26 protein-coding genes are annotated in these 23,692 nt (G+C 62.5%); 18 read left to right on the top strand and 8 right to left on the bottom strand.

The window, feature by feature from the left end; all coding sequences use genetic code 11:
* The first annotated feature begins 104 nt into the window (after positions 1-104).
* The 7 genes from CK498_RS23360 (at position 105) to ureG (ending at position 5,922) form a co-directional block, all read left to right on the top strand.
* Positions 105-998 carry an urease accessory protein UreD gene (locus CK498_RS23360; protein WP_095623252.1) on the top strand — a complete coding sequence of 298 codons (894 nt, stop codon included), beginning with the start codon at positions 105-107 and terminating at the stop codon, positions 996-998.
* A gap of 216 nt (positions 999-1,214) precedes the next feature.
* On the top strand, positions 1,215-1,517 hold the full coding sequence (locus tag CK498_RS23355; protein ID WP_095623251.1) for an urease subunit gamma: 303 nt from the start codon (positions 1,215-1,217) through the stop codon (positions 1,515-1,517).
* A gap of 10 nt (positions 1,518-1,527) precedes the next feature.
* On the top strand, positions 1,528-1,893 hold the full coding sequence (locus CK498_RS23350) for an urease subunit beta (protein WP_095623250.1): 366 nt from the start codon (positions 1,528-1,530) through the stop codon (positions 1,891-1,893).
* Positions 1,890-3,593 (top strand): urease subunit alpha, encoded by a 1,704-nt coding sequence (ureC, locus tag CK498_RS23345; protein WP_095623249.1) that lies wholly within the window; start codon positions 1,890-1,892, stop codon positions 3,591-3,593. The genes CK498_RS23350 and ureC overlap by 4 nt, the downstream gene beginning before the upstream one ends.
* 236 nt (positions 3,594-3,829) lie before the next feature.
* Entirely contained in the window at positions 3,830-4,345 is a 516-nt protein-coding gene (gene ureE / locus CK498_RS23340; protein ID WP_095623248.1) for an urease accessory protein UreE, read from the top strand.
* Positions 4,335-5,027, top strand: coding sequence for an urease accessory protein UreF (locus CK498_RS23335; protein WP_095623247.1), 693 nt, complete (start codon positions 4,335-4,337; stop codon positions 5,025-5,027). The genes ureE and CK498_RS23335 overlap by 11 nt, the downstream gene beginning before the upstream one ends.
* Before the next feature lie 256 nt (positions 5,028-5,283).
* A complete protein-coding gene (ureG, locus tag CK498_RS23330) occupies positions 5,284-5,922 on the top strand; it encodes an urease accessory protein UreG (protein WP_095623246.1) in 639 nt (212 codons plus the stop codon).
* A gap of 194 nt (positions 5,923-6,116) precedes the next feature.
* Here the strand turns inward: ureG and CK498_RS23325 are convergent, their stop codons facing one another.
* The 5 genes from CK498_RS23325 to CK498_RS23305 all read right to left on the bottom strand — a co-directional run bounded on the left by CK498_RS23325 (position 6,117) and on the right by CK498_RS23305 (position 11,571).
* Positions 6,117-7,796: a GGDEF domain-containing protein gene (locus CK498_RS23325; RefSeq protein WP_095623245.1), complete on the bottom strand. Its 1,680-nt coding sequence runs from the start codon at positions 7,794-7,796 to the stop codon at positions 6,117-6,119.
* 78 nt (positions 7,797-7,874) lie between these two features.
* Positions 7,875-8,102 (bottom strand): DUF2835 family protein, encoded by a 228-nt coding sequence (locus CK498_RS23320; RefSeq protein WP_095623300.1) that lies wholly within the window; start codon positions 8,100-8,102, stop codon positions 7,875-7,877.
* 66 nt (positions 8,103-8,168) lie between these two features.
* Positions 8,169-9,260: an extracellular solute-binding protein gene (locus CK498_RS23315; RefSeq protein ID WP_095623244.1), complete on the bottom strand. Its 1,092-nt coding sequence runs from the start codon at positions 9,258-9,260 to the stop codon at positions 8,169-8,171.
* The gene (locus CK498_RS23310; protein WP_095623243.1) at positions 9,247-11,010 is read right to left on the bottom strand and encodes a chloride channel protein; all 1,764 of its coding nucleotides are present in this window, start codon (positions 11,008-11,010) and stop codon (positions 9,247-9,249) included. Before CK498_RS23310 ends, CK498_RS23315 begins: the two co-directional genes overlap by 14 nt.
* Before the next feature lie 90 nt (positions 11,011-11,100).
* On the bottom strand, positions 11,101-11,571 hold the full coding sequence (locus CK498_RS23305) for an aminoacyl-tRNA deacylase (RefSeq protein ID WP_095623242.1): 471 nt from the start codon (positions 11,569-11,571) through the stop codon (positions 11,101-11,103).
* 226 nt (positions 11,572-11,797) lie between these two features.
* Here CK498_RS23305 and CK498_RS23300 point away from each other — a divergent pair, with 226 nt between their 5' ends.
* The 4 genes from CK498_RS23300 to CK498_RS23285 all read left to right on the top strand — a co-directional run bounded on the left by CK498_RS23300 (position 11,798) and on the right by CK498_RS23285 (position 15,445).
* Entirely contained in the window at positions 11,798-12,151 is a 354-nt protein-coding gene (locus CK498_RS23300) for a DUF1428 domain-containing protein (protein WP_095623241.1), read from the top strand.
* Between the two features lie 105 nt (positions 12,152-12,256).
* The gene (locus CK498_RS23295) at positions 12,257-13,954 is read left to right on the top strand and encodes a methyl-accepting chemotaxis protein (RefSeq protein WP_095623240.1); all 1,698 of its coding nucleotides are present in this window, start codon (positions 12,257-12,259) and stop codon (positions 13,952-13,954) included.
* Positions 13,955-14,059: 105 nt separating this feature from the next.
* Complete coding sequence (locus CK498_RS23290) at positions 14,060-14,449, top strand: DUF1801 domain-containing protein (RefSeq protein ID WP_095623239.1); 390 nt, start codon at positions 14,060-14,062, stop codon at positions 14,447-14,449.
* Positions 14,450-14,614: 165 nt separating this feature from the next.
* Entirely contained in the window at positions 14,615-15,445 is an 831-nt protein-coding gene (locus CK498_RS23285; protein ID WP_217987844.1) for an AraC family transcriptional regulator, read from the top strand.
* Here the strand turns inward: CK498_RS23285 and CK498_RS23280 are convergent.
* Complete coding sequence (locus CK498_RS23280) at positions 15,434-16,024, bottom strand: LysE family translocator (protein ID WP_095623238.1); 591 nt, start codon at positions 16,022-16,024, stop codon at positions 15,434-15,436. The two genes, CK498_RS23285 and CK498_RS23280, sit on opposite strands and share 12 nt — an antisense overlap.
* 215 nt (positions 16,025-16,239) lie before the next feature.
* On the opposite strand from CK498_RS23280, the gene CK498_RS23275 reads away from it, so the two are divergent.
* Entirely contained in the window at positions 16,240-17,805 is a 1,566-nt protein-coding gene (locus tag CK498_RS23275; RefSeq protein ID WP_095623237.1) for a glutamate synthase-related protein, read from the top strand.
* Between the two features lie 56 nt (positions 17,806-17,861).
* Here the strand turns inward: CK498_RS23275 and CK498_RS23270 are convergent, their stop codons facing one another.
* Positions 17,862-18,296, bottom strand: coding sequence for a GFA family protein (locus CK498_RS23270; protein WP_095623236.1), 435 nt, complete (start codon positions 18,294-18,296; stop codon positions 17,862-17,864).
* 411 nt (positions 18,297-18,707) lie between these two features.
* Here CK498_RS23270 and CK498_RS23265 point away from each other — a divergent pair, with 411 nt between their 5' ends.
* The 6 genes from CK498_RS23265 (at position 18,708) to folD (ending at position 23,076) form a co-directional block, all read left to right on the top strand.
* Positions 18,708-19,625 (top strand): pyridoxal-phosphate dependent enzyme, encoded by a 918-nt coding sequence (locus tag CK498_RS23265; protein WP_095623298.1) that lies wholly within the window; start codon positions 18,708-18,710, stop codon positions 19,623-19,625.
* Positions 19,626-19,866: 241 nt separating this feature from the next.
* A complete protein-coding gene (locus CK498_RS23260) occupies positions 19,867-20,331 on the top strand; it encodes an HIT family protein (protein ID WP_095623235.1) in 465 nt (154 codons plus the stop codon).
* Between the two features lie 76 nt (positions 20,332-20,407).
* Positions 20,408-20,908, top strand: a complete 501-nt coding sequence (locus tag CK498_RS23255; protein WP_095623234.1) for a GNAT family N-acetyltransferase — start codon at positions 20,408-20,410, stop codon at positions 20,906-20,908.
* Between the two features lie 35 nt (positions 20,909-20,943).
* Complete coding sequence (locus CK498_RS26920; RefSeq protein WP_095623233.1) at positions 20,944-21,417, top strand: SRPBCC family protein; 474 nt, start codon at positions 20,944-20,946, stop codon at positions 21,415-21,417.
* Positions 21,418-21,624: 207 nt separating this feature from the next.
* Positions 21,625-22,104, top strand: coding sequence for an AAC(3)-I family aminoglycoside N-acetyltransferase (locus tag CK498_RS23245; RefSeq protein ID WP_095623232.1), 480 nt, complete (start codon positions 21,625-21,627; stop codon positions 22,102-22,104).
* Between the two features lie 117 nt (positions 22,105-22,221).
* Positions 22,222-23,076, top strand: a complete 855-nt coding sequence (gene folD, locus CK498_RS23240) for a bifunctional methylenetetrahydrofolate dehydrogenase/methenyltetrahydrofolate cyclohydrolase FolD (RefSeq protein ID WP_095623231.1) — start codon at positions 22,222-22,224, stop codon at positions 23,074-23,076.
* 436 nt (positions 23,077-23,512) lie between these two features.
* Here the strand turns inward: folD and CK498_RS23235 are convergent.
* Positions 23,513-23,692: ATP-binding protein (locus tag CK498_RS23235; RefSeq protein WP_176475834.1), on the bottom strand; the 180-nt coding region annotated here is incomplete at its 5' end.

Raw genomic sequence — 23,692 nt, 5'->3', positions numbered from 1 at the left:
ACTTTAAGCGATTGTTTTTTATGGGTGCTAGTGGCTTTTCACCAAGATGGTACGCTGCTTGCAACATACTGCGTATCGTTCACCCATTTGATGGAACCCGCTAGATGACGGCTATTCCGCACGCCCTGCCAAGCGCTCACGATTCGGGGCATCGTTTCGATGCCGAGCGTCACTGGGCGGCCTCGCTGGCGCTGGGGTTCGAGCGCCGTGACGGCGTCACCCGCATGGTCCAGGCGCGCCACCAGGGCCCGCTGCGCGTGCAGCGTCCCTTTTACCCCGAAGGCCGCGAAGGGGCCTGCCACGTCTATCTATTGCATCCCCCCGGTGGCCTGGTCAGCGGCGATGCGCTGAATATCTCGGCGCGCCTGGCGGGCGGCAGTCATGCATTGCTGACCACGCCGGCGGCCAACAAACTCTACAAGGCCGATAGCCAAGGAGTGGCCTGGTGCCAGCAGACCCGGCTCAGCGTCGACGACGGTGCCAGCCTCGAGTGGCTGCCCCAGGAGACCATCGCCTTCGATGGCTCGCGCGGCGCACAGCTGACCGACATAGCGCTGCACGGCAATGCGCGCTGCCTGGGCTGGGAGGTGCTGGCGCTGGGCCGCCCGGCGAGCCGCTTGCCGTACGTTTCCGGGTGCATCGAGCAGCGCTTCCGCCTGATCCGGGACGGCAAGCCACTGTGGCTGGAGCGCCAGCCGCTGGATCCCCAGCACCGGCGCTTTCGCGGCCGCTGGGGGCAGGGCGGTGCCAGCGTGCAGGCGACGCTGTGGGCAGTAGGGCTTAACGACAGCGATGCCGCAGCGGCCATCGAGGCGCTGCGCGAGGCACTGCCGGACAATACCCGCTGGGCGGTAACGCTGCGTCACGGCGTGCTGCTGCTGCGCTACCTGGGGCATGAGCGTAACGAGGCCTGGGCGATTTGCCAGCAGGCCTGGGAACTGCTCAGGCCTGCGCTGCTGGAGCGCCAGGCGCATACGCCACGGATCTGGCTGACATGATGAGGCAGGCCCAAGCGAGATCGCCGCGACGTCAGTCGCGATGGGAGTCGTCTGGCCACGGCCGGGCAGCGCTGCGCGCTGCAATCGCGAATGAATTCGCTCCCACAGGGGAGTGGCGCCAAGGCAAAGGTGGGAGTGACTTCAGTTGCGATGAGGTTGGCTACCTCGGCAGCGCGACGCGCTGCCAGCAAACATCAATGATATGAGGGACGCGCTATGGAACTGACGCCAAGAGACAAGGACAAGCTGCTGCTGTTCTCTGCCGCACAGCTTGCCGAACGCAGGAAAGCCCGCGGCCTCAAGCTCAACTACCCGGAAGCGGTGGCGCTGATCAGCTTCGAGATCATGGAGGGCGCTCGCGACGGGCGCAGCGTGGCCGAGCTGATGAGTTTCGGCCGCGAGATCCTCGGCCGTGACGACGTTATGGAGGGCGTGGCCGAGATGGTCGACGAGGTGCAGGTCGAGGCCACCTTCCCCGACGGCACCAAGCTGGTCACCGTCCACACCCCTATCGTCTGAGGAGCTCGCCATGATTCCCGGAGAGTATCAGTTGCAGGACGGCGAGATCGCGCTCTGCGAAGGGCGCGAGCGTATCAGCGTCGAGGTTGCCAACACCGGCGACCGACCGGTCCAGATCGGCTCCCACTACCACTTCGCCGAGGCCAACCCGGCGCTGACCTTCGACCGCGACCGCGCACGGGGCTATCGCCTCGACGTTGCCGCCGGCACGGCGATCCGCTTCGAGCCCGGCCAGACCCGTGAGGTAACGCTGATTCCCTACGCCGGCACGCGGCATATCTATGGCTTCCGCGGCGATGTCATGGGTGCGCTGCTCTCTACCGCGCCCGAAGCCGCGCGAAAGGCGCAGAAACCAGACCAAGGAGGCCAGTCATGAAGATCTCGAGACAGGCCTACGCCGACATGTACGGCCCCACCGTGGGTGACCGGGTGCGCCTGGGCGACACCGAGCTGTGGATCGAGGTGGAAAAGGACGCCACCCACTACGGCGACGAGGTCAAGTTCGGCGGTGGCAAGGTGATCCGCGACGGCATGGGCCAGAGCCAGCGTGTCGACGATGCGGTGATGGACACCGTGATCACCAACGCCCTGATTCTCGATTGGTGGGGCATCGTCAAGGCCGATGTCGGCCTCAAAGAAGGGCGCATTGCGGCCATCGGCAAGGCCGGCAACCCCGATACCCAGCCCGATGTGGCGATTGTTATCGGCCCAGGCACCGAAATCATCGCCGGTGAGGGCAAGATCCTGACCGCCGGCGGCATTGATGCACATATCCACTTCATCTGCCCCCAGCAGATCGAAGAGGCGCTGATGAGCGGCATCACCACCATGCTCGGCGGCGGCACCGGGCCGGCCACCGGCTCGAATGCCACCACTTGCACCCCGGGTGCCTGGCATATCGGCAAGATGCTGCAGTCGGTCGACGACATGCCGATGAACATCGGCTGGCTGGGCAAGGGCAATGCCAGCCTGCCGGAGGCACTGGAGGCACAGCTCGAGGCCGGCGCCATGGGCCTCAAGCTGCACGAGGACTGGGGCACCACGCCGGCGTCTATCGACAACTGCCTGAGCGTGGCGGAAAAGTACGACGTGCAGGTGGCGATCCACACCGACACCCTCAACGAGTCGGGCTTCGTCGAGGACACCCTGGCCGCCTTCAAGGAGCGCGGCATCCACACCTACCACACCGAGGGTGCCGGCGGCGGCCACGCGCCGGATATCCTCACTGCCTGCTCCAAGGCCTACGTGCTGCCGTCGTCGACCAATCCGACCCGGCCCTATACGGTCAACACCATCGACGAGCATCTCGACATGCTGATGGTGTGCCACCACCTCGATCCCAATATTCCCGAGGACGTGGCCTTCGCCGATTCGCGTATTCGCCGCGAGACCATCGCCGCCGAGGACATCCTCCACGATTTGGGGGTGATCTCGATGATCGCTTCCGACTCGCAGGCCATGGGCCGGGTCGGCGAGGTGGTCTGTCGCACCTGGCAAACCGCCCACAAGATGAAGGTACAGCGCGGCCTGCTGCCCGAGGACGAGGCACTGGGCGCCGACAACTTCCGCGCCAAGCGCTATATCGCCAAGTACACCATCAACCCGGCGATCACTCATGGCATCAGTCATGAAGTGGGCTCGGTGGAGGTCGGTAAGCTCGCCGATCTGGTACTTTGGGATCCGGCCTTCTTCGGCGTCAAGCCGGCGCTGCTGATCAAGGGCGGCATGATCGCCGCGGCGCCCATGGGTGATCCCAACGCCTCGATCCCCACGCCGCAGCCGGTGCACTATCGCTACATGTTCGGCGCCTTCGGCCGTGCCGCCAGCCAGACTCGGCTCAGCTTCGTCAGCCAGGCGGCCATCGACGGCGGCATCAAGGCGCGGCTGGGGCTCAACAGCGCGCTTGCTGCCTGCAAGAACGTGCGCGGGGTGCGCAAGGGCGACATGAAGCTCAACGACGCCTGCCCCGAACTGACGGTCGACCCCCAGACCTACGAGGTGCGCTGCGATGGCGAGCTGCTGACCTGCGAGCCGGCCACCGAGCTGCCGCTGGCGCAGCGCTATCATTTATTCTGAATCATGGCTGTCACTGACAGCGGCATAGTAAGCCAGCTTGTCATCGCGACACCTCGCGTGGCCGCTGACATCCCGGGCGAGGCGACGCGGTCGATCTTCATGGATGAAGATCGAGGAAAGCCGGCACAGGGAGGTGCCGTCTTTCCGACCGCGAGAGCCCGTCCGGGGTGTCAGGGTTTCGGTCACGTGGTGTTGAGAGAGGGCAAGGCTGGCTTGCCTCGAGGAGTGTTGTACCAATGCTGAAACTGACCGAACGCCTGGGCCCCATCGAGCATGGCCAGGCCAGCGACACCCTGACGCTGCCCTTCGAGCCGCGCACCAAGGGCCGGCTCAAGGCGGTGAGCGATAGCGGCCGCGAACTGGGCCTGTTCCTCGACCGCGGCCCGGTGCTGCGTGCCGGCGACGGCCTGCGCGCCGAGAGCGGCGAGGTGATCCGCATCGAGGCTGCCGCCGAGCCGGTGGTCACCGCCCGGGTCGCCGCCGGGCTGCCGCTGGCGCGGCTCGCCTACCACCTCGGCAATCGCCACGTGCAGCTGGCGCTGGGCAGCGACGATGCACGGCCCGACCAGGGCTGGGTGCGCTTCCCGCCGGATCATGTGCTCGAAGAGTTGGCCGAGCTGCTGGGGGCGACCCTCGAGCATCACCAGGCGCCCTTCGACCCCGAGCCCGGCGCCTACCAACAGACCGGCGGCCATTCGCATGGCCACTCACATGAACATGCACACGACCATGATCACCCCCATGGCCACTGAGTCGCCGGCACAGGGCGACGACCTGGCGCTGCTGGGCCTGCTGCAGCTGGTCAGCCCGGCGCTGCCGATCGGTGCCTTCGCCTGGTCGCAAGGCCTGGAGAGCGCCTTCGAGCTGGGCTGGGTGAGCAACGAGGCGAGCCTCGGTGAATGGCTCGAGGGCGTGCTCGATGATGGCCTGGCGCACTGCGAACTGCCGGCGCTGGCGCGCCTGCACACGGCCTGGCGTCAGGACGACGCTGATGGCGTGGCGGAGTGGGATGCCTGGCTTGCCGCCAACCGCGAGACCGCCGAGCTGGCCGCCGAAGACAGTCGCCTCGGCGCTTCGCTGGCGCGGCTGCTGGGAAGCCTTGAGCGACTGCCGGATAGTGGCATGCTGCCGCCTGACGCCGGCTACGTGACACTCTTTGCCTGGACCGCCCGAATGCGTGGCGTGACCCAACGTCAGGCACTGCTCGGCTTCGCCTGGGCGTGGCTCGAGAACCAGCTGGCGGTGGCCTGCAAGGCGCTGCCGCTGGGGCATACCGCCGCCCAGCGGCTGGTCGAACGGCTGCGCCCGGCGCTGGTCGCGGCCGTCGATCTGGCCCTGGGCCTGGACGACGACGAACTCGGCCCGGCGCTGCCCGGCCTGGCAATGGCCAGCGCGCTGCATGAAACGCAATATTCCCGACTATTCAGAAGCTAGTCTTGAGCGCCAAGCGCCTAGCAAGGCCGGGCGATCACTGGCGAATCCACCTCGCGCGTCCGCTGGCAGCACGGTCGAGACGATGCGGGCGATCTTCAGGGAAGAAGATCGAGGAAAGCCGGCACAGGGATGTGCCGTCTTTCCGACCGTGGGAGTCCGACCGGGGTGCCAGGGTTTCGGACGCGTGGCGTGGTTAGTCCAGTGAGTCGCCCGTACCGACAGGATGATGACGAAAGAGTACAAGAGGAGACATGACATGACCCATTGTTTACGCGTTGGCGTCGGCGGCCCGGTGGGCTCCGGCAAGACCGCGCTGCTCAAGCAGCTGTGCCTGGCGCTGCGCGACCACTACGATATCGCCGTGGTCACCAACGATATCTATACCCGCGAGGATGCCGACTTCCTGCTCAAGCACGACGCGCTGCCGGCAGAGCGCATTCTCGGCGTCGAGACCGGTGGCTGCCCGCATACCGCGATTCGTGAAGACGCCTCCATGAACCTGGCCGCCATCGACGACCTGCAGGCGCGCCATCCCAAACTCGAATTGGTGTTGGTAGAGTCGGGCGGCGACAACCTCTCGGCGACCTTCAGTCCCGAACTCTCGGACCTCACCCTCTACGTGATCGACGTCTCCGCCGGCGACAAGATCCCGCGCAAGGGCGGGCCGGGCATTACCAAGTCGGACCTGTTGATCATCAACAAGATCGACATTGCCGAGCAGGTGCATGCGTCGCTCGAGGTCATGGAGCGGGACTCGAAGAAGATGCGTGGCGAGCGGCCGTTCGTGTTCACCAACCTCTACGACGGGGTGGGGCTCGAGGAGATCATCCGCTTCATTCTCGACCGCGGCATGCTACCGGAGCGCAGAGCGCAGGCGGGTGCTGCTGTCAGCTGACAGGATGCACTGCGCGTAAAAAAAGAGTGCCTTGATCGCGGCTGGGCGCGATCAGGGCAACGCAGGGGGTGTGAGCGGCATCCTGGCCGCAACGAGTCATCCATGACCCCACACTCTCTAACATTGGACCCCTGGGTTGGCGGTTACCTTAACCCAGGTTATGCGATGAAAATGAGTTGCATGCGGCGCACCAGCTAGGTGCTGGTCGCGTAGCCGGCGGCGCCGAAATAGCGATCACGGCCTTGGTGCTTGGCCTGATAGAGCCGCTCGTCGGCACGCCTGACCAGATCGTGCGGATCCTGGTCTCGCTCGTCGAGGCTGGCCACCCCCAGGCTCAGGCTATAGCAGATTGGGCCGGTGTTGCTGGTCACGCGGTGGTCGCGGTTGACCTGCCAGATGCGCTTGGCGACCTGCAACGCCTCAGCGTGATCGGTGCCCGGCAGCAGCACGGCGAACTCTTCGCCGCCGTAGCGGGCGAAGTGGTCGTCGGTGCGCAGCAGCGGGCGGGTGATCTGGGCAATTTCCACCAGCACCTGGTCGCCGGCCAGGTGTCCATGGCAGTCGTTGACCTGCTTGAAGTGATCGACATCGAACAGGATCAGCGTCAGTGGCTGGTGATGGCGCCGGGCATGGGCCACACACTGCTGCAGGCGCTCCTCGAACAGCCGGCGGTTGTCGACGCCGGTCAGGCCATCCTTCTCGGCCAGCTCGCGTAGCGAATCTTCGGCTGTCTGGCGGCGTGCCACCTCGTGGCGCAGTTGGCGGTTGATCATCAGCAGGTAGCTGGCCAGGCCGATGACCAGCAGCAGCAGGATCCCGCCACCCAGCGCCCAGCGCACCAGGCGCTTGAAGTCGGTGCTGGCGGGGGCCGGTGGCCGATAGAGAAATCCCTCCAGGTCGTAGTGCTCGATCATGCCGAGCTCCACATACACCTCGGCGATGCTTTCCCAGCGGATGGGGTTGATGTAGCCGATCTCGATCAACTCTGGCTGCATCAGGCCGCGCAGCTTCTCGGCCTCGTGGCGCAGGAAGTGAATATCGTAGAGGGCGTTGCGCGTCGGGTAGTGCTGAGTGATCAGCTCGGCCACCTCCTCGATGTTGTCCAGCGCGTAGGCCCAGCCGCGCAGGGCAGCATCTTGGAACGCCTCGACCCGCTCCGGCCGCTCTTCGATCAGTGCCGCGCGGGTAAACAGCAGGTCACCGTAGAAGTCGATGCCATACGACTCGGGGGTGATCGTGACCGGCTCGGCGCCGAAGGCTTCGAGAAAGTAGGGGGCGTCGGTGAGGTAGCCGGGCATCAGCTGGGTGGTGCCGTCGAGCAAGTCGTCCAGCGCCCAGCTCGGTGCCCGATTGTTTAGCCGCTCGAGGTCGAGGCCGGCACGGTGGAAGCTGGCCAGGGTCTCGGCGCTGAGCCGGGCATCGACGTCGGGCAGGGTGACGCTGATCGGCCGCTCGCCGACCTCTTCCAGGCGCGTGAAGCCGTGTTCCTCCAGGGTCAGAAACACCAGCGGCGAGCGCTGCATGATATTGGCCAGCACCACCACCGGCAGGCCCTGGCTGTGATAGAGCAGCAGGTCGGAGCGCGACACGCCGAAGTCGGCACGGCCAAATACCACATCTTCCACCGGGTCGATGGGGCGGCCGTAGACGTCGTGGCCGCCGTGGCGAATCTCCACCTCGAAGCCGGCCTCACGAAAGTAGCCTCGCTGTTTGGCGGCATAGTAACCGGCGAACTGGAACTGGTGATACCAGGCCAGCTGCAGGGTGACACGCTCGAGCTCAGGCTCATTCGCCGCGCTCAAGGGGGCGGTGATCAGTAGCGCGCTGAGCAGTAGCCACCGCAGCGGCGAGCGGTGGCCCAGAAGGCTTGGCATGGGCGCGTCCGAAGGGAAACTGTCGTCGATTAGAGACTAGCCCAACGACCGACAAAGTCGAGTTGGTAGTTTAAACGTTCAGCGTCGCGGCAACGGCTCGATGGACGCGAACTTGCCCGCCGCGGTGAAGTGCAGCCGGAACACGCCGTCGATCCCGTCGCGGCCGACGATACGGGTCAGGGCAGCGGTGGGGAAGATCACCTTGCGGCCATCCAGACTGCGGGTGTGCACGTTCTGGGCGCGGCCCTCATAGTGGGCCAGGCACTCGTCGCGGGTCAGGCGGATCACCACATCGATACTGGGCATGGGGCGGGTCATGGCTGTGAGTCGCCGCTCATGATACCCCAGTCGCCGTTGCCTTGGCAGTCGCCATCAGGGCCGCGACGCCAGCCAGTCGGCGAAGAAGGCGTCGATGCGCTGCTGGGTGCGCGCATACCACTGCTCGTCCTTCTCGATGGCGCCGGCGCTGTTCAGCGGGTGAGTGGGAATATGCAGGCGCATGTCCTGGCCGCTCTGCGGGTGAGTGGTGACCTGCAGGCTGGCCGAATGGCGCGCTGGGCCGTAGGGGATGCGTCGCGCCAGCTCGGCGAGACGCTCGCTGGTGGTGGCAAAACGGATGAAATCGTGGGCGGCATCCCGGTTCGAGACGCCGCGTGGCATCGCCCAGGTCTCATGCTCCTGCACCTGGCCGTCCCAGAGAATCTCGATAGGGGTCTCCTGATCCAGCATGGCATCGAAAAAACGGCCGTTATAGCCCGAGGCCATCACCACCTCGCCATCCGCAAGCAGTTGTGGCGGGGTATCACCGGCTTCCCACCAGTGGATCTCATCGAGCGTGTCGAGTCGCTCCAGTGCCAGGCTCAGGCCGCGACGGGTGCTGAGCAGGTCGTACAGCTCCTCGCGGGGCACCCGATAGGAGAGCAGCGCCCACTCCAGGTTGACCGCCGGGGTGCGTTGCAGAGCGCGCGGGCCGGGGAAGCGCTGCTGATCAAACAGGTCGCCAATGTGGGTGGGACGTTGCCCGGGGAAGGCATCGCGGCGGTAAGCCACCACGGTAGCGAAGACGCTGTGGGTGAGGGCGCACTCCCCGATTGCCCCGGGCAGGAAGTCGCGGCTGGCCGGCGTGCCATCCGGCGCCGGGGCGGGCAGGTCGGCCGGCAAGCGCTCCAGTAGCTCCGCGTCGCAGGCCGCCATGGCCTGGCTGCGGGTCATGTCAATGACGTCCCAGGGTACATTGCCTTCGGCCACCGCACGGCGCAGCGGTGCCAGGTCGCCATCGTAGCGGTGCACCTCAACCGCGATGCCGGTCGTCTCGGTAAAGGGGGTGAAGAGGGCTTCCTGCTGAGCGCGCTCGTAGGCGCCTCCCCAGCTCAGGACGTGTAAGGCATCATCATCGGCTGCATGCGTCAGCGCCGCGCAGCCGACCAGCATCAGGGCCAGCGAGCCTGGCTTAACCGGTACCATGTTCCTCCTTGCGTAACGCATCGTTGTGACGCAGATAGGCGCGGGCGATGCGTGCCTCGTAGACCACGCCGAGGAAGGCGTCGTCGCGCTCCGCGTCGACCACCGCCAGGGCCTCGCCAGTGACCTCCTCGAGCTGTGCCATGGCATCCCATAGCGAGCTGTCGGGATGCAGCACCGGACGTGCCGTGACGATGAAATCGGCAATATGGCTGTCTGCCTGGCCTGCCTGCTGCGCCGCTTCCAGCTCGGGAAGCGTCACGCAGCCGCAGTAGCGGCCCCGGGCATCGACCAGGTAGGCCTCGGCATGGCGTGCTTCACCCAGCGCGCGGATGGCCTCGTGAACCGGCGTGCGGGGAGCCAGGGTCACGCAGTCGCGGGTCAGCTGCTCGGCTACTTGGGTGGCCTGCAGCAGCGCGCGGCCGCGCCCGGCGGAGAGATCCAGGCCGCGGTTCGAGAGTTGGATATCGAATAGCGAGCGGCCGAACAGCTGGGCGGCAATCGGGCTGGCCAGGGTTACGCTGGCCAGTGCCGCGGTGGTCAGCGCATAGCTGCCGGTGAGCTCGAAGACGATCAGCAGGCTGGTCAGGGGAGCGCCGATCACCGGCGCGGTGACCGCCACCATGCCGCATACGGCGTAGAACACGAAGGTTGCCTGGGGCGCATCGCTGAATTGGCCCACCAGGGTGCCACACAGGGCACCGAACAGGGTGCCGATCACCAGTGCCGGGCTGAACACGCCGCCGCTGAAGCCCATGCCCAGGCACAGCGCGGTCGCCGCCAGCTTGAGCACTAGCACCAGCAATAGCTCGCCGCTGCCGAAGGCCCCGGCAATGGTAGCGAAGCGCAACGTCTCTTGGCCCATGCCGAGGATGTCCGGCACCCAGAGGGCAGCCACCCCGAGCAGCGCGCCGGCCAGGGCCGGCCGCAGCGGCGCGGCCAGCGGCACACGGCCGGCTAGCCGTCCGACGCCGAGGATGGCGCGCATATAGCCACCGGCGACCAGGGCCCCCATGCCGCCGATGATCACGAACAGGGCAAACTCCCAGGGGCGTGGTACGGCGGTGTCGGCGACATGGAACAGGGCGCCGCGCTCGAGCACGTTGGTGGCGATGACATAGCCGACGATGGCCGCCGCGGCGACCGGGGCGAAGGCGCGCAGCGCGTAGTGGCGCAGCACCACCTCATGGGCGAACACGATCCCCGCCAGCGGGGCATTGAACGCGGTAGCAATGGCCGCCGCCACGCCACAGGCAATGGTGATGTTGTCGTCCGAGCGACTCATGCGCAGCAGGCGTGCGCCCAGTGACCCCAGGGTCGCGCCAAGATGAACCAAGGGACCGTACTGGCCCACCGAGGCGCCGGCGCCGAGTGAGATCATCGCGCTAAGCGCCGACATTCCGCCGGCACGGCCCGGCAAGCGGCCGCGGCGGGTCTGCACGGCGGCGATCACATCGGCGGGGGAGTGCGCCCGCCCCTCGGGGATATAGCGGTGTAGCAGGCCGACGATCAATCCGCCCAGTGTCGGTACGGCGACGGTGGCGGCGACCAGCATGCCGCGCTGATCGAACATCATGCGGCTGCGGGGCGATATCAGTAGCACCTCGTTGAGCCACAGCACGATCGTCACGAAGCCGACCGCGGCCAGCGCGGCGATGCCGCCCACCAGGGCACCGAGCAGCACCAGACCAAGAAAACGGATCACCGCCAGTGGCCCACGGCCAGCGGTATGGGATGCCGGAAGCGTGTCCATGCTCAAGTTGTAGGCGCAGTGCGCGCTGCCGGCAAGCGACACCGGCCGACAGCGCGGGGGAGGCGAGGCGCTGGTGGCCTCGGTATGGGGTCAGCGATGGTGGCTGAAGCGGCCGTGGGGAGCGCCGTCCATCAGGCGTTCGAACTCGCGGCCGCTCATGTGCAGCAGGGTTTCGTGGTCGCCCGCCTCGAAGTAGATGTCCGGCTGGTGGCGCAGCATGTCGTCGACATAGACCTTGAGTCCGTAGGCCTGGCCCACCGGAGGTGCGGCGCCGGGATCACAGTCGTCGAAGCTGCTGACGATCTGCTCTTCGGAAGCGAGCTCGAAGCGCTCCTTGAACAGCGCCGTCAGGCTGTCGAGATCGGTGTCGTGGGTGCTGGGCACGACCGCCAGGCCATAGCCGGATTCACCATGCAGCATGACGGCCTTGGCCACTTGATCGCCGGGAATATGCGACCGCTGGGCGATACGGCTGGTGGTGACTTCGCGTGGGTGGGACACCTCCTCGTAGTCGATGTCGCAGGCGCGGAGGTACTCCCGAAGCGTCATCGGAATGGTCATGGTAGTGCTCCTTCGGCCGCCTGGGCCGCTAATGACCTGTGCGTGCGCCTCCCTTCGCTGTATGCAACTCTCCTAGTGATCAGCATAGACGGGCAGCGCCTGGCATGCCCAAGGTCTGGTCGATGTCGATTTCGCGGCGTGTCGTTCGATACTCGTTGAAGAGACATCTCCGCCCGCCCTGGCAGCGCTGGTGCGGGCACCACCCCAGAGACGAAGGAGATCAGCCATGACCTATGTAGACGGATTCGTCGCCGCGGTGCCCACCGCCAACCGTGACAAGTACATTCAGCATGCCCGCGACGCTGCATTAGTGTTCAAGGAGCACGGTGCGCTGCAGATGGTGGAGTGCTGGGGCGACGACGTGCCCGAGGGCAAGCTCACCTCCTTCCCCCTAGCGGTGAAGTGTCAGGGGGACGAGACGGTGATCTTCTCGTGGATCCTGTGGCCGTCCCGCGAGGTACGCGACCGCGGCATGGCCAAGGTGATGGAAGACCCGCGCCTGCAGCCCGACGTCAACCCCATGCCGTTCGACGGCAAGCGGCTGATCTACGGCGGCTTCGAGGTGGTGGTAGAGGCGTAGCTTTCAGGCCTCATGCTTTAGTCGTAATCGGTTCATTTCTCCTCAACCTCGTCCCCCACCGGCCGATGACATGTTGAATATCGCCATCGCGAGGGGACGAGGCAGATGACACACTTATCCATAAAGTGGAGCCTGACGGCAGCACTGGCCGCGCTGGTACTGATGATCGGGCTGATCAGCGGGCTGGGCTTCTATGCCAGCGCCACCAGCGAGGAGGCGCTGCATGAGCTCGCGGAAACCAACGTGGAGCTCTCCACGATGGCCAACCGCACCCAGGTCAACGTGCTGCGCGCGCAGATCATGCTGGACCGCTTTGCCAGCCTGAGCACGCAAGGTAACGCTGAGCGTGGCCAGCAGAGCCAGCAGCAGGCTCTGGAGGCCCTGGCCGGGGCCCATGAGCGCTTCGACGAGTTCCGTGCCGTGCCCATCGACGCCGACGATTCACGGGCGCCCTACGTGGCGGCGATCATCGCCGCCTACGATGCCTACGTAGTGGAAGGGCTAGAGCCGCTGATGGATGCCGCGCCCTTCCAGGTGCAGCGCAGCCAGGATCAGATGGCCGAGCTGGGGGCCGAGCTCGACGCCGCCATGGAGGACTTCGTCGCCTACTCCGAACGGCGCGGCAACGCGGTGATCGATGAGGTCGGCCGGCTTGGCGACATGGTCGGCATGATCGCCATAACGCTACTGGTCGTGGCGCTGCTCGCCGCGGTGGCGATCCGCCTGGCGATGATGCGGGTGGTGGTCACGCCGCTGCGCGAGGCCATCGATCACTTTGAGCGGATTGCCGCTGGCGATCTCACCGGGCAGATTCGCGACCGCGGCCGCAACGAGATCGGCCAGCTTTACAGCGCCCTGGCGCGCATGCAGGACAAGCTCAAGACCCTGGTGGTGTCGCTGCGCAGCAGCAGCGACAGCGTCTTCACCGGCGCCGGCGAAATTGCCCTGGGCAGCCAGGATCTCTCCTCACGCACCGAGCAGCAGGCCTCGGCGCTGCAGCAGACCGCCTCGAGCATGGAAGAGATGGCTGCCACCGTGAGCAAGAACACCGAGACCGCCCAGCAGGCCGACGGCCTCTCGGCGTCTGCCTCGCAGCGCGCCGAGGCTGGTGGCCAGGAGGTCGAGCACACCGTACAGCTGATGCGCGAAATCTCCACCAGTGCCAGCCGCGTCAACGACATCATCGGCGTGATCGACTCGATCGCCTTCCAGACCAATATCCTGGCTCTCAACGCCTCGGTAGAAGCAGCCCGCGCTGGCGAGCAGGGCCGCGGCTTCGCCGTGGTAGCAAGCGAAGTGCGCAACCTCGCTTCGCGCAGCGCCGAGTCTGCCAAGGAGATCCGCACGCTGATCGAAGAGACCACCGCCAAGATCACCAGCGGCGCCGAGCAGGCCGAACGCAGTGGCGCCACCATCGGCGAGACCGTCGAGTCGATCCGCCAGGTCACTGCCTTGATGGGCGAGATCTCCAGTGCTACCCGCGAGCAGAACAGCGGCATCGAGCAGATCAACAGTGCCATCACCGAGATGGACTCGGTCACCCAGCAGAATGCCTCGCTGGTGCAGCAGACCAGCGCCGCTGCCACCTCGCTGGAAGACCAGGCCAAGCATCTCGCCGCGCTGATAGCCACCTTCCGCGTCGACGACCAGGCCGCGCCAGTTGAGCCGCACGCCACACAGCTGACGCATCAGCAGAGCGAGCGCAGCCAACCGCCTGAGGCGCCGGCCAAGCCCGCTGCTGAAAAGTCCCGACAGGACTACAAGAAACCCGCTGAAGCCGTCGAGGACTGGTCCGAGTTCTAGGCACCGCCAATTCAGCTCGCGACAGCCGCTCCCCTGGGGCGGCTGTCGAATTTTTACCTGTCTGGCCGATTATCCTGGGAGTGATACTGCTACAGGAGAGTCGCCATGCATCCCGATATCCAGATGTATCACGCGCGCCAGGCGCCGGCCGACCGGGAGATATGCGAGTATTTGGCCCATGCCATCGAGCGCTATCTGCCCGACGCAGAGGGCAAGCTATGGCATGCCCACCCGGTATGGTTCCTGGAAGGCAATCCCATCGTCGGCTACAGCAAGCTCAAGCACTGCGTGCGGCTGCTGTTCTGGAGCGGACAATCCTTCGATGAGAGCGGGCTGCGCAAGGAAGGCAGCTTCAAGGCCGCCGAGGTCCGCTATACCGCGGTGGAGCAGATCGACGCAGAGCCGCTACGCCGCTGGCTCGGCAAGGCGCGGGATATCCAGTGGGACTACAAGAACATCGTGCGCCGCAAGGGGCGCCTGGAACGGCTAAAATGACCTGACTACCTCGCTGCAAGATCATTGTGGGAGCGAAGTCATTCGCGATTGCAGCGCGCAGCGCTGCCGAGTCGCCAGCATCCTCGAAGGACGGCGGCGAATGTCGTAGAGTTATCGCATCGAGGCTGAGCACGCTTCTTTCCTTGGTAGCGAGACGATCCGAGCATGGCACATGTCCACCAGCCCCATTTCTGGCGCGAGCCGCGTATGCCCCATGTGGAGCTGCGCGTGGTCGAGGATGGCCGCCAGGTCGGCTACGCCCGACATAGCCATACCCAGTGGTCGTTGGGGGCGGTGACTGCTGGAGAGAGCACCTTCCATTACCTCGATGACGAGTATCGCATCCACGCCGGGCACCTGGTGTTGATGAACCCGGACTGGGTGCATGCCTGCAATCCTGTCGACGGCCAGCCCTGGGCCTACCGCATGCTCTACGTGGACGCCGAGTGGCTGACTCGGCTGCGCCATGCAGCGGGGCTGATCGATACGCCGTGCTGGCAGGACATTTCCGCCGCCGTAATCGCCGACCCTGGATGGTACGCCGGCTATCGCTGCATGACCGATGCCCTGCTGGACCCGCAGCGCGACCTTCTGAACAAGCAGAGCGAGTTGGTCGAATATCTCTCGGCGCTAATGCATCACCTGACGGGGCAGCCGACCAGGCCGCGCTCACTACCGCCGGCCACCCTGCGCGAATTGGCTGCCTACCTCGATGAGCACGTTGCTGAGGAAGTATCGCTGGATGCCCTCTGCCAGCGCTCCGGCTACAGCGCCGGCCACCTGATCCGTGCCTTCAAGCAGCATTTCGGCCTCACGCCGCATGCCTACCTGATCAATCGCCGCATTCAACTAGGCCAGCGCCAGCTCAAGCAGGGCAAGCCGATCGCCGAGGCAGCGCTGAATGCCGGCTTCAGCGACCAGCCGCATTTCCAGCGCACCTTCAAGCGTCTGGTGGCCGCTACACCCCATCAGTACCGAAGCCCGTTACTCGAATAAGAGATAGACGCAGCTGACCGCTAGCAGCACCGCCAGCCCCCGGTTGACGGCGACCAGGACGCCAGGGCGCTGCACGTAGCGGCGTAGAAAGGCACCGACATAGACCCAGCTACCCAGCGAAAGCCAGCAGATGGGCAGATAGAGGGCGGCGAACAGCCACAGCAGACCGACATCGCCGCCGGTGTAGGCACCGATGCCGGAGGCCGACGCCAGCCAGGCCTTGGGGTTGAGCCACTGCATCAGCGCGCCGGCTAGAAACCCGGGGGCTCGCTGAGCATCGCCCTCCGGCAGATGACCATCATCGCGGAACAGCTGCACGCTTAGATAGAGTAGAAATGCTACGCCGGCCCAGCGTAGGGCGTCCTTCAGCCCTGGCACCATCGTCAGCAGTGAGTAGAGCCCGAGGCCCACGGCGAGGAACAGAACAACGAAGCCCAGGGTGGCGCCGGTAACGAAGACCAGCCCACGTGAGATGGGGTAGCGAGTACCGCTGCTGAGGCACACCAGGTTCACCGGTCCCGGTGAAATGGACGCGGCCAGGGCAAAGGCCGACATTGGCAGGATCATGGCAAGGTTCATCGTTCGTCTCCTGGAACACAGTGTCAGGAGTCTGCCGTGACGGCGCCGACCGATATTGAACGAAATTGAGGTATCCATCACAGCCGTTGGCTCGGCGTGATTGAACAAAACCCTCTAGGCTAGCTCAATGGAGAGTGGCAACGACCGTTGACGAATAGCGCCACGCGCCGGGCCTGACACCCGGCTCGCGCCAATAACCACAACACGGAGTCCCCATGAGCCAACCCATCATCGCGGCGAACAAGCCCACTAAAGTAAGCCTGAACAAAGGTGAGGAGTATGCGTTCTGCATGTGCGGACGCTCCAGCGACCAGCCGTTCTGCGACGGCTCCCACAGCGGCACCGGCATCACGCCCAAGATGTTCAAGGCCGATAAGGACGGCGACGCCTTTCTCTGCCAGTGCAAGCACACCCGGGACGCGCCGTACTGCGATGGTACCCACAAGCAGTTCAGCGACGATGACGTAGGCCAGGAGAGTCCCAAAAGCAAGGACGCCGCCGCCGAGCAGAAGAGCAGCGGTGGCCAGCCTGAGCCCAAGGCCAGCCAAGAAGAGCCCACCGTGGAGTTCATCCACCAGCTCGCCAAGGAGGGCACCAAGGGCGTTGGCCACCACGGCCCGATAACCGCCATGGGCGTGCCGCGTCACACCCTGCCGCACTGGGATGACCTGCAGCTGATGGTGGCGCAAATGGCCACCAAGCCGCTGATGGAAGACGCTGCGGTGGATACCCAACTGGTGATCGGTCCCGAGGCCAAGAAGCCGCTGACCCTCAAGATCCCGCTGTTCGTTTCCGATATGAGCTTCGGCGCGCTCTCCCAGGAGGCCAAGGTCGCCCTGGCCAAAGGCGCCGAGATGGCCGGTACCGGCATCTGCTCCGGGGAGGGCGGCATGCTACCCGAAGAGCAGGCTGAGAACTCGCGCTACTTCTATGAACTGGCCAGCGCCAAGTTCGGCTACAGCGAAGCGCTGCTGGAGAAAATCCAGGCCTTCCACTTCAAGGGCGGCCAGGGCGCCAAGACCGGTACCGGCGGCCACCTGCCCGGCAACAAGAACACCGCCAAGATCGCCGAAGTACGCCACATCACCGCCGGTGAACCATCGGTCTCGCCACCGACCTTCGAGGACCTTTCCAGCGTGGGCGACTTCAAGCGCTTCGCCGACCGCGTGCGCGAAGTGACCGGTGGCGTGCCGGTGGGCTTCAAACTCAGCGCCAATCATATCGAGCGCGACATCCAGTTCGCGCTGGACGCCAGCGCCGACTACATCATCCTCGACGGCCGCGGTGGCGCCACCGGGGCCGCCCCGACGATGTTCCGCGACCATATCTCGGTGCCGACCATCCCCGCCCAGGCCCGGGCGCGTCGCTACCTCGACGAGCAGAAGGCCAGCGGCCGGGTCACGCTGATCATCACCGGCGGCCTGCGTGTGCCGATCGACTTCGTCAAGGCCATGGCGCTGGGCGCCGACGGCATCGCGCTCTCCAATAGCGCCATCCAGGCGATCGGCTGCGTAGGCGCCCGCATCTGCAACACCAACAACTGCCCGGCGGGTATCGCCACCCAGCGCGAAGACCTGCGCAAGCGCCTCGACGTGGATGCCTCGGCAGAGCGCCTCAAGACCTTCTTTGGCGCCTCCATCGAGCTGATGCAGGTGATGGCCCGCGCCTGTGGTCACGACGCCCTCCACCAGTTCAACCAGGGGGACCTCGCCACCTGGCAGCGCGAGATGGCGCTGCTCAGCGGCGTGCGCTATGCCGGTGTGATGCCTCCGACATCCTGAGCGCAACTAACTACGCCTCGGATAGGTAGCGCGGCGCAGAGCAAGCGCCGTGTCACCTACTCCGGGAGATGCTCCCCCGAACCGCCCATCTCCTTGGGGACATCGCGCATCTTGGGCAGGCCGTCTTGAAGGTGCAGCACGGTCTCCTGGTAATGCACATGGATGCCGGGAGAAAAAGGAAAATCCGGCATTACGGCGGCGTAGACATCGATCAACCCTAGCTCCGGATGGTCGGTGAAGACGTGCCCGCCACAGTCCCGGCACCACTGACGAGTGCTGCCTGGCGTCTTGTTGTAACTGCCGATTTTGTCGGCACCCTGGGTAACGCTTACTGCCTCGGGTTTCCAGAGACTGAAGGCGTTCACCGGGCCGGCCGACCAGCGTCGGCAAGATTCACAGTGGCAATAGCCCATGGCGACCGGTTCGCCCTGAACGGTAAAACGAACAGCGCCGCAAATGCAGCTCCCCTGATAGCTCGGCTCGCTGGCCATGACGCACCTCCTCTTATGATACGCAATGCCTCACCAACAGTATGGCGGGTAGCGCAAAACACGGAGTACCAATCGCGCCATACTTGCCCATTGGATTGGCATCTTCGTGTTTGGCTGTTTTGCAACCGAAGCCAGCCCTGTTTATTCTTGGCCTAAGGCCGCTGAGGATGGCGGGGCAAAAGGTAGAGAGAGTAGCGACTACAAGCAGCACAGCGACTATCGCATGGATGGCGGTCGCCATCGTATCGTGCAGGGTAGGGGCGGTAGCGTGCTCGGCCACATGGACTGGTGTTTAACTCTCGGCACTCTTGCTATTGGAGTGGTCCACTCCATGGAAGCGTATGAAGCAACGAATGCAGCCGCTTCGCCTTCACTATGAAGCCGCACGGGCTGGAAGAGATATGGGGATTTATGACACTACACATTGAAACGCCACTAATTGAATCCTGCACGATGAGCGTTACCTCGGGGCGTTCCGTCTGGCTTAAACTCGACGCGTTGCAACCATCTGGTTCATTCAAGATTCGGGGCATTGGTTATGCGTGTGAGACCTGCCTTTCTCGAGGTGCTCGTAGATTCATTTCCTCCTCTGGAGGAAATGCTGGCTTGGCTGTTGCCTACGCTGGCCGACGTTTAGGTGTTCCGGTAACGGTTGTGGTGCCTGAAACCACTACTGAAAGAGCTAAGGAGCTTCTACAGTTGGAGAAAGCGCAGGTCATCGTGCACGGTACCTCTTGGCAAGAAGCCAACGCCTTTGCACAATCGTTGATCGACGTATCAGATGCATTTCTTCATCCCTTTGATGACCCATTGCTTTGGCAAGGTCACGCGACGCTAATTGATGAGGTTTTTCGCTCCGGCCTTAAGCCAGATGCAGTTGTACTCTCCGTCGGCGGCGGTGGTTTACTGTCTGGCGTGATTGAAGGGCTACATCGCAATGGATGGAGTGATATTCCCGTTCTAGCTGTAGAAACGATGGGCGCCGCCTCATTTAACTCAGCCGTAAGAGCTGGCCATACGGTAGAGCTGGAACAGATAACGAGCATCGCCACCTCGCTTGGTGCCAAGCGTGTTTGTGAGCAAGCCTTTCAATGGTCTAAAGACCACCCAGTCCGCAGTGTCGTGGTATCCGATCAAAGCGCACTGTCTGCTTGCGAGCGTTTTCTTGACGATCATCGCATATTGGTCGAACCAGCCTGCGGTGCAAGCCTGGCAGTGGTATATGAGAATTCACCAGAACTTAAGAGTTTTAGCAATATCCTGGTTGTGGTGTGTGGTGGGGCTACTTCGACAGTTGATCAGATTAGGGTCGGTGAAAAGTCCAGGTGAAGCGAGGCTAGGAAGTGAAAGATATCTTCAGTGATAATGAAAGCGCCAAGCTGAACATCGGCAAGGGTAGGATCCAGGGTGTCCGGAGAGGTTCCCTCCAGTGAATAATACGTGTTTACATTGCTGCCTTCCTGACTGAGTCTAATGCTGCCTCCCCTCGCTTATCAAGCGGGTAGCTTGTAGTCGTCTTGACTACCTAACATGTCGGACGTCGTTATACATTACAGATATAGAGACGAATATGAACTGTATTTTTTGCAATATTGTAAGCGGCAAAGCCCCGTGCCACAAGATATGGGAGGGCCCAGATCATTTGGCTTTCCTGTCAATCTTTCCGAATACGCCTGGATTCTCGGTAGTCATTCCAAAGCAGCATACCGAGAGCTACCTGTTTGCTCAGGAAGATGAGGTGGTGTCTGCACTGGTATTAGCAGCGAAGCGAGTCGGCACCCTACTCGATAATGCTCTTGATGGCGTCGCTCGAACGGGCATGATCTTTGAAGGATACGGAGTGGATCACCTGCATGCTAAGCTATTTCCGATGCATGGTACGGGTGGCAGTCATGAGTTCAAGCCGATTGCTTCTAGTTTAGATAAATACTTTGAAAACTATGAAGGCTATATCTCGTCTCATGATTACAAGCGAGCAGACGATGTCGTACTTGCCGAGCTCGCTGAAAAAATAAGAACATCTGCAAATGTATAGATGTTTTAGTGTGAGGCTGCTGGTTTTCTCCGCTATAATTCACATGATTTAATGTCCTGACAGGTAGGAGGGGGAGTTGTATAAAATAGAAAGAGCAGTTTTTCCGGCTGACTTGAGCGACGTTCTTGACCTATACCATGAGTATGTGAATAGTACTTCTGCGGATCTCTCTTTTCAGAATAATGAGGAGGAGTTCGATAGATTGCCGGATAAGTATGGCTCTGAAGAATCTAAGATTTTCTTGTTGAAGAAAAACGATAGCCCGGTTGGGTGCGCGGCATTTAGAAAGTTGGATGACACGGCTTGTGAAATGAAACGAGTTTATATCCGCCCCAGTGCGCGTGGAAGTAATTTGGGTGCCAAGCTAGTTGACAGAATATTGAAAGAAGCCATCACTAGCGGTTACAAAAAAATATGTCTTGATGTTCTCCCTGAGTTCAAGACAGCCTTGAAATTGTACAAATCATATGGATTCGCTAAGCATCCGCCGGTGACGAACAATCCAGTCCCAGGAACTAAGTTCTTGGGGTTGGACTTAGAGCTGTATCGTCAGGAAATGCAACGTACCAGTAGCTGAGTGTAGCGTCATGCCACGCGATACTTGGCATCTAAGTGATCGAGGTTATTTCTGTGGAGATCAATCGTGATGCATCAGTTATCGCCTCAGCCGAGGCGTATGTTGATGCCCCATCATCATTGGTATGGGCGGTGAAAACGAACCTTTTAACGTGGCCGGAGTGGAACGCAGACGTGACATCTATCCATTTCAGCGGGACTCTTGCGCCTGGGGAGAGGTTCCGATGGAAAGCGGGCGGTGTGCCGATCGCATCGACGCTCCAGGCAGTCGACTCGGGGCGAATGATTGGCTGGACTGGACGTGCGCCACTCGGCATTCGTGCTGTCCACACGTGGGTGTTTGAGGCAGAGGGCGAGGGCACGCGTGTACGCACGGAAGAGTCTTTCGACGGGAGGCTCGTGCTGGTCTTTGCAGGCCCGATGCAGAGGATGCTGACTGCATCACTGCAAAGGAGCGTAACAGCGCTGAAAATCGAAGCAGAGCGACGTGCTCGCGAAGGTGCGAAATAACCGGTCAAAGCACAGCAATAGTTTTTGCTTGCTGCGGCTTCGCTTCTACTATAAAGCTTTCTGTTTTGTCAGCCTTATGTGCAAAAGGAGGAGACGTGTATCAATCAGTGCCATCCATAAGGGCGCATGATCAACCCATACGGGTTGGCGTCTTCGTGAATAACAACAATAAATGACATAATGACTAGCTCGCGAGAGGACTATCGAATGAATAGTGGCGACTATCGAATCCATCAACTCACCCCCGATGATCTGGCACTGATGGATGGGCTCCTGGCTACCTTCGGCGAGGTATTCGACCAGCCCGAGACCTATACCGGCAGCCCTCCTGATGCCGGCTATATGCGCCAGATGCTCGAGAGTGACGGTTTTATCGCCCTGGTTGCACTGAAGGGTGGTGTGGTCGTTGGTGGGCTGGCGGCTTATGAGCTGAAGAAATTCGAGCAGCCGCGCAGCGAGATCTACATCTACGACCTGGCGGTAGCGGAAGTCCACCGGCGGCAAGGAATTGCCACTGCCCTGATCGAGCAGCTCAAGCAAATCGGGACGCGGCGCGGCGCCCACGCCATCTTCGTCCAGGCAGATACCGGCGAGGAAGACCAAGCGGCAATTGCCTTGTACAGCAAGCTCGGTCGCCGGGAAGACGTTCTACACTTTGATATCACCTTGGATGGAGGGGGCGTATAGCCAGGCATTGGCTGCCTTGTGGTATCGTGATACCTATCGTCACTTTCATTCATTGCCACTGCGTGGAGCATGTCCCTTGCCCTGTGAGGACTGGCTCCAGCCTTAGAGGGGGACAGGTTGAACAAAGTAGTATTGGACGGCAAGGCGCTGTCGCAAAAAATCGAGAACGAGCTGGCCGTACGAGTGGCGAGGATCAAGGAACGAAACAATGGAGTCGCCCCAATACTGGCTACGATATTGGTTGGCGATGACCCCTCTTCGGCAACCTATGTCAGAATGAAGGGCAATGCGTGTGAAAGAGTGGGCATGCAATCCCTGAAAATAGAGCTTGCTCAAACTACCACTACGGAAGAATTGCTGGAAAAAATATCTGAATTAAACAACAACCCCGACGTACACGGAATCCTTCTTCAGCATCCTGTTCCAGCGCAAATTGATGAGCGCGTCTGCTTCGACAAAATCGCTCTCCATAAGGATGTGGACGGTGTGACCTGCCACGGTTTCGGCAGGATGTCCATGGCAGAGAAATCCTACGGCTCTGCCACCCCCATGGGCGTCATGCGGCTACTCAGTCACTATGGTATTAGCCTCGCCGGCAAGCATGCAGTGGTCGTAGGTCGAAGTCCTATCCTTGGTAAGCCCATGGCAATGATGCTGCTGAATGCCAACGCTACGGTAACCATATGCCACTCAAGGACGGAAGGGCTTCCTGGAATCATAGAAAATGCAGACGTAGTCGTGGGGGCGGTGGGTAAACCTGAATTCATCAAGGGCAGCTGGATCAAGGATGGCGCTGTCGTCATTGATGCCGGCTACCACCAGGGTGGAGTGGGTGATATAGAATTGGGCAGTGTTGTAGAAAGATGTTCGGCATATACGCCTGTACCTGGGGGCGTGGGGCCGATGACCATATCAACCCTGATTTCACAGACAGTAGACGCGGCTGACAATGTGCATAGTGTAGGGGAGTAGACCGTCAGTCGACACAGCACGAATATCAGGAAGACCTCGCTACCTGGCAACGTGAAATGGCGCTGATCAGCGGCTGCGCTACGCAGGGCGTTGGTCAGCCCTGGCGTGAACCTTCACGGTACTGCAAACATTATGAGCATTTCGCTCTTTCTGCTCTCAGCGTCACCACCATCGCTTTTGGATACGTCGTATCATCCCCCGAGTTACCTGTCGCCGAGCCTCGTGCTGGTCCAGCCTCACACGTTCAAGATCAATGCCTCCCCGCCCATCTTGGTATCGAGAGGGTATTTTTCCCATGATCGAGTCGTCGACACTCCCTTCTGCCACGTCGCCGTTATCGCTCTGGGACGGTGTGCTAAGGTATTGAATATGCGACGTCAACTACTTTGGCCGCTTGGCGACAATTAAAATGGCCGGTTGGGTGGGGTAATTGTCGTCAGTCTGACGACCCGGCTTTTCCTCCTTGTAATTGACGTTGATAAGCACGCTTACGGTAGCTTTCCCCGCTCAGCTCCATCAGCGTGGCGTGGTGCACCAACCGGTCGATGGCGGCCACCGCCATCATGCTGTCGGGGAAGATGCTGTCCCAGGCGCTGAACGGTTGGTTGGCGGTGAT

It is taken from the genome of Halomonas salipaludis (assembly GCF_002286975.1).
Lineage (GTDB): Bacteria > Pseudomonadota > Gammaproteobacteria > Pseudomonadales > Halomonadaceae > Franzmannia > Franzmannia salipaludis.
Note: the sequence above shows the minus strand (reverse complement) of the source record. Positions and strands in the feature narration are given on the sequence as shown.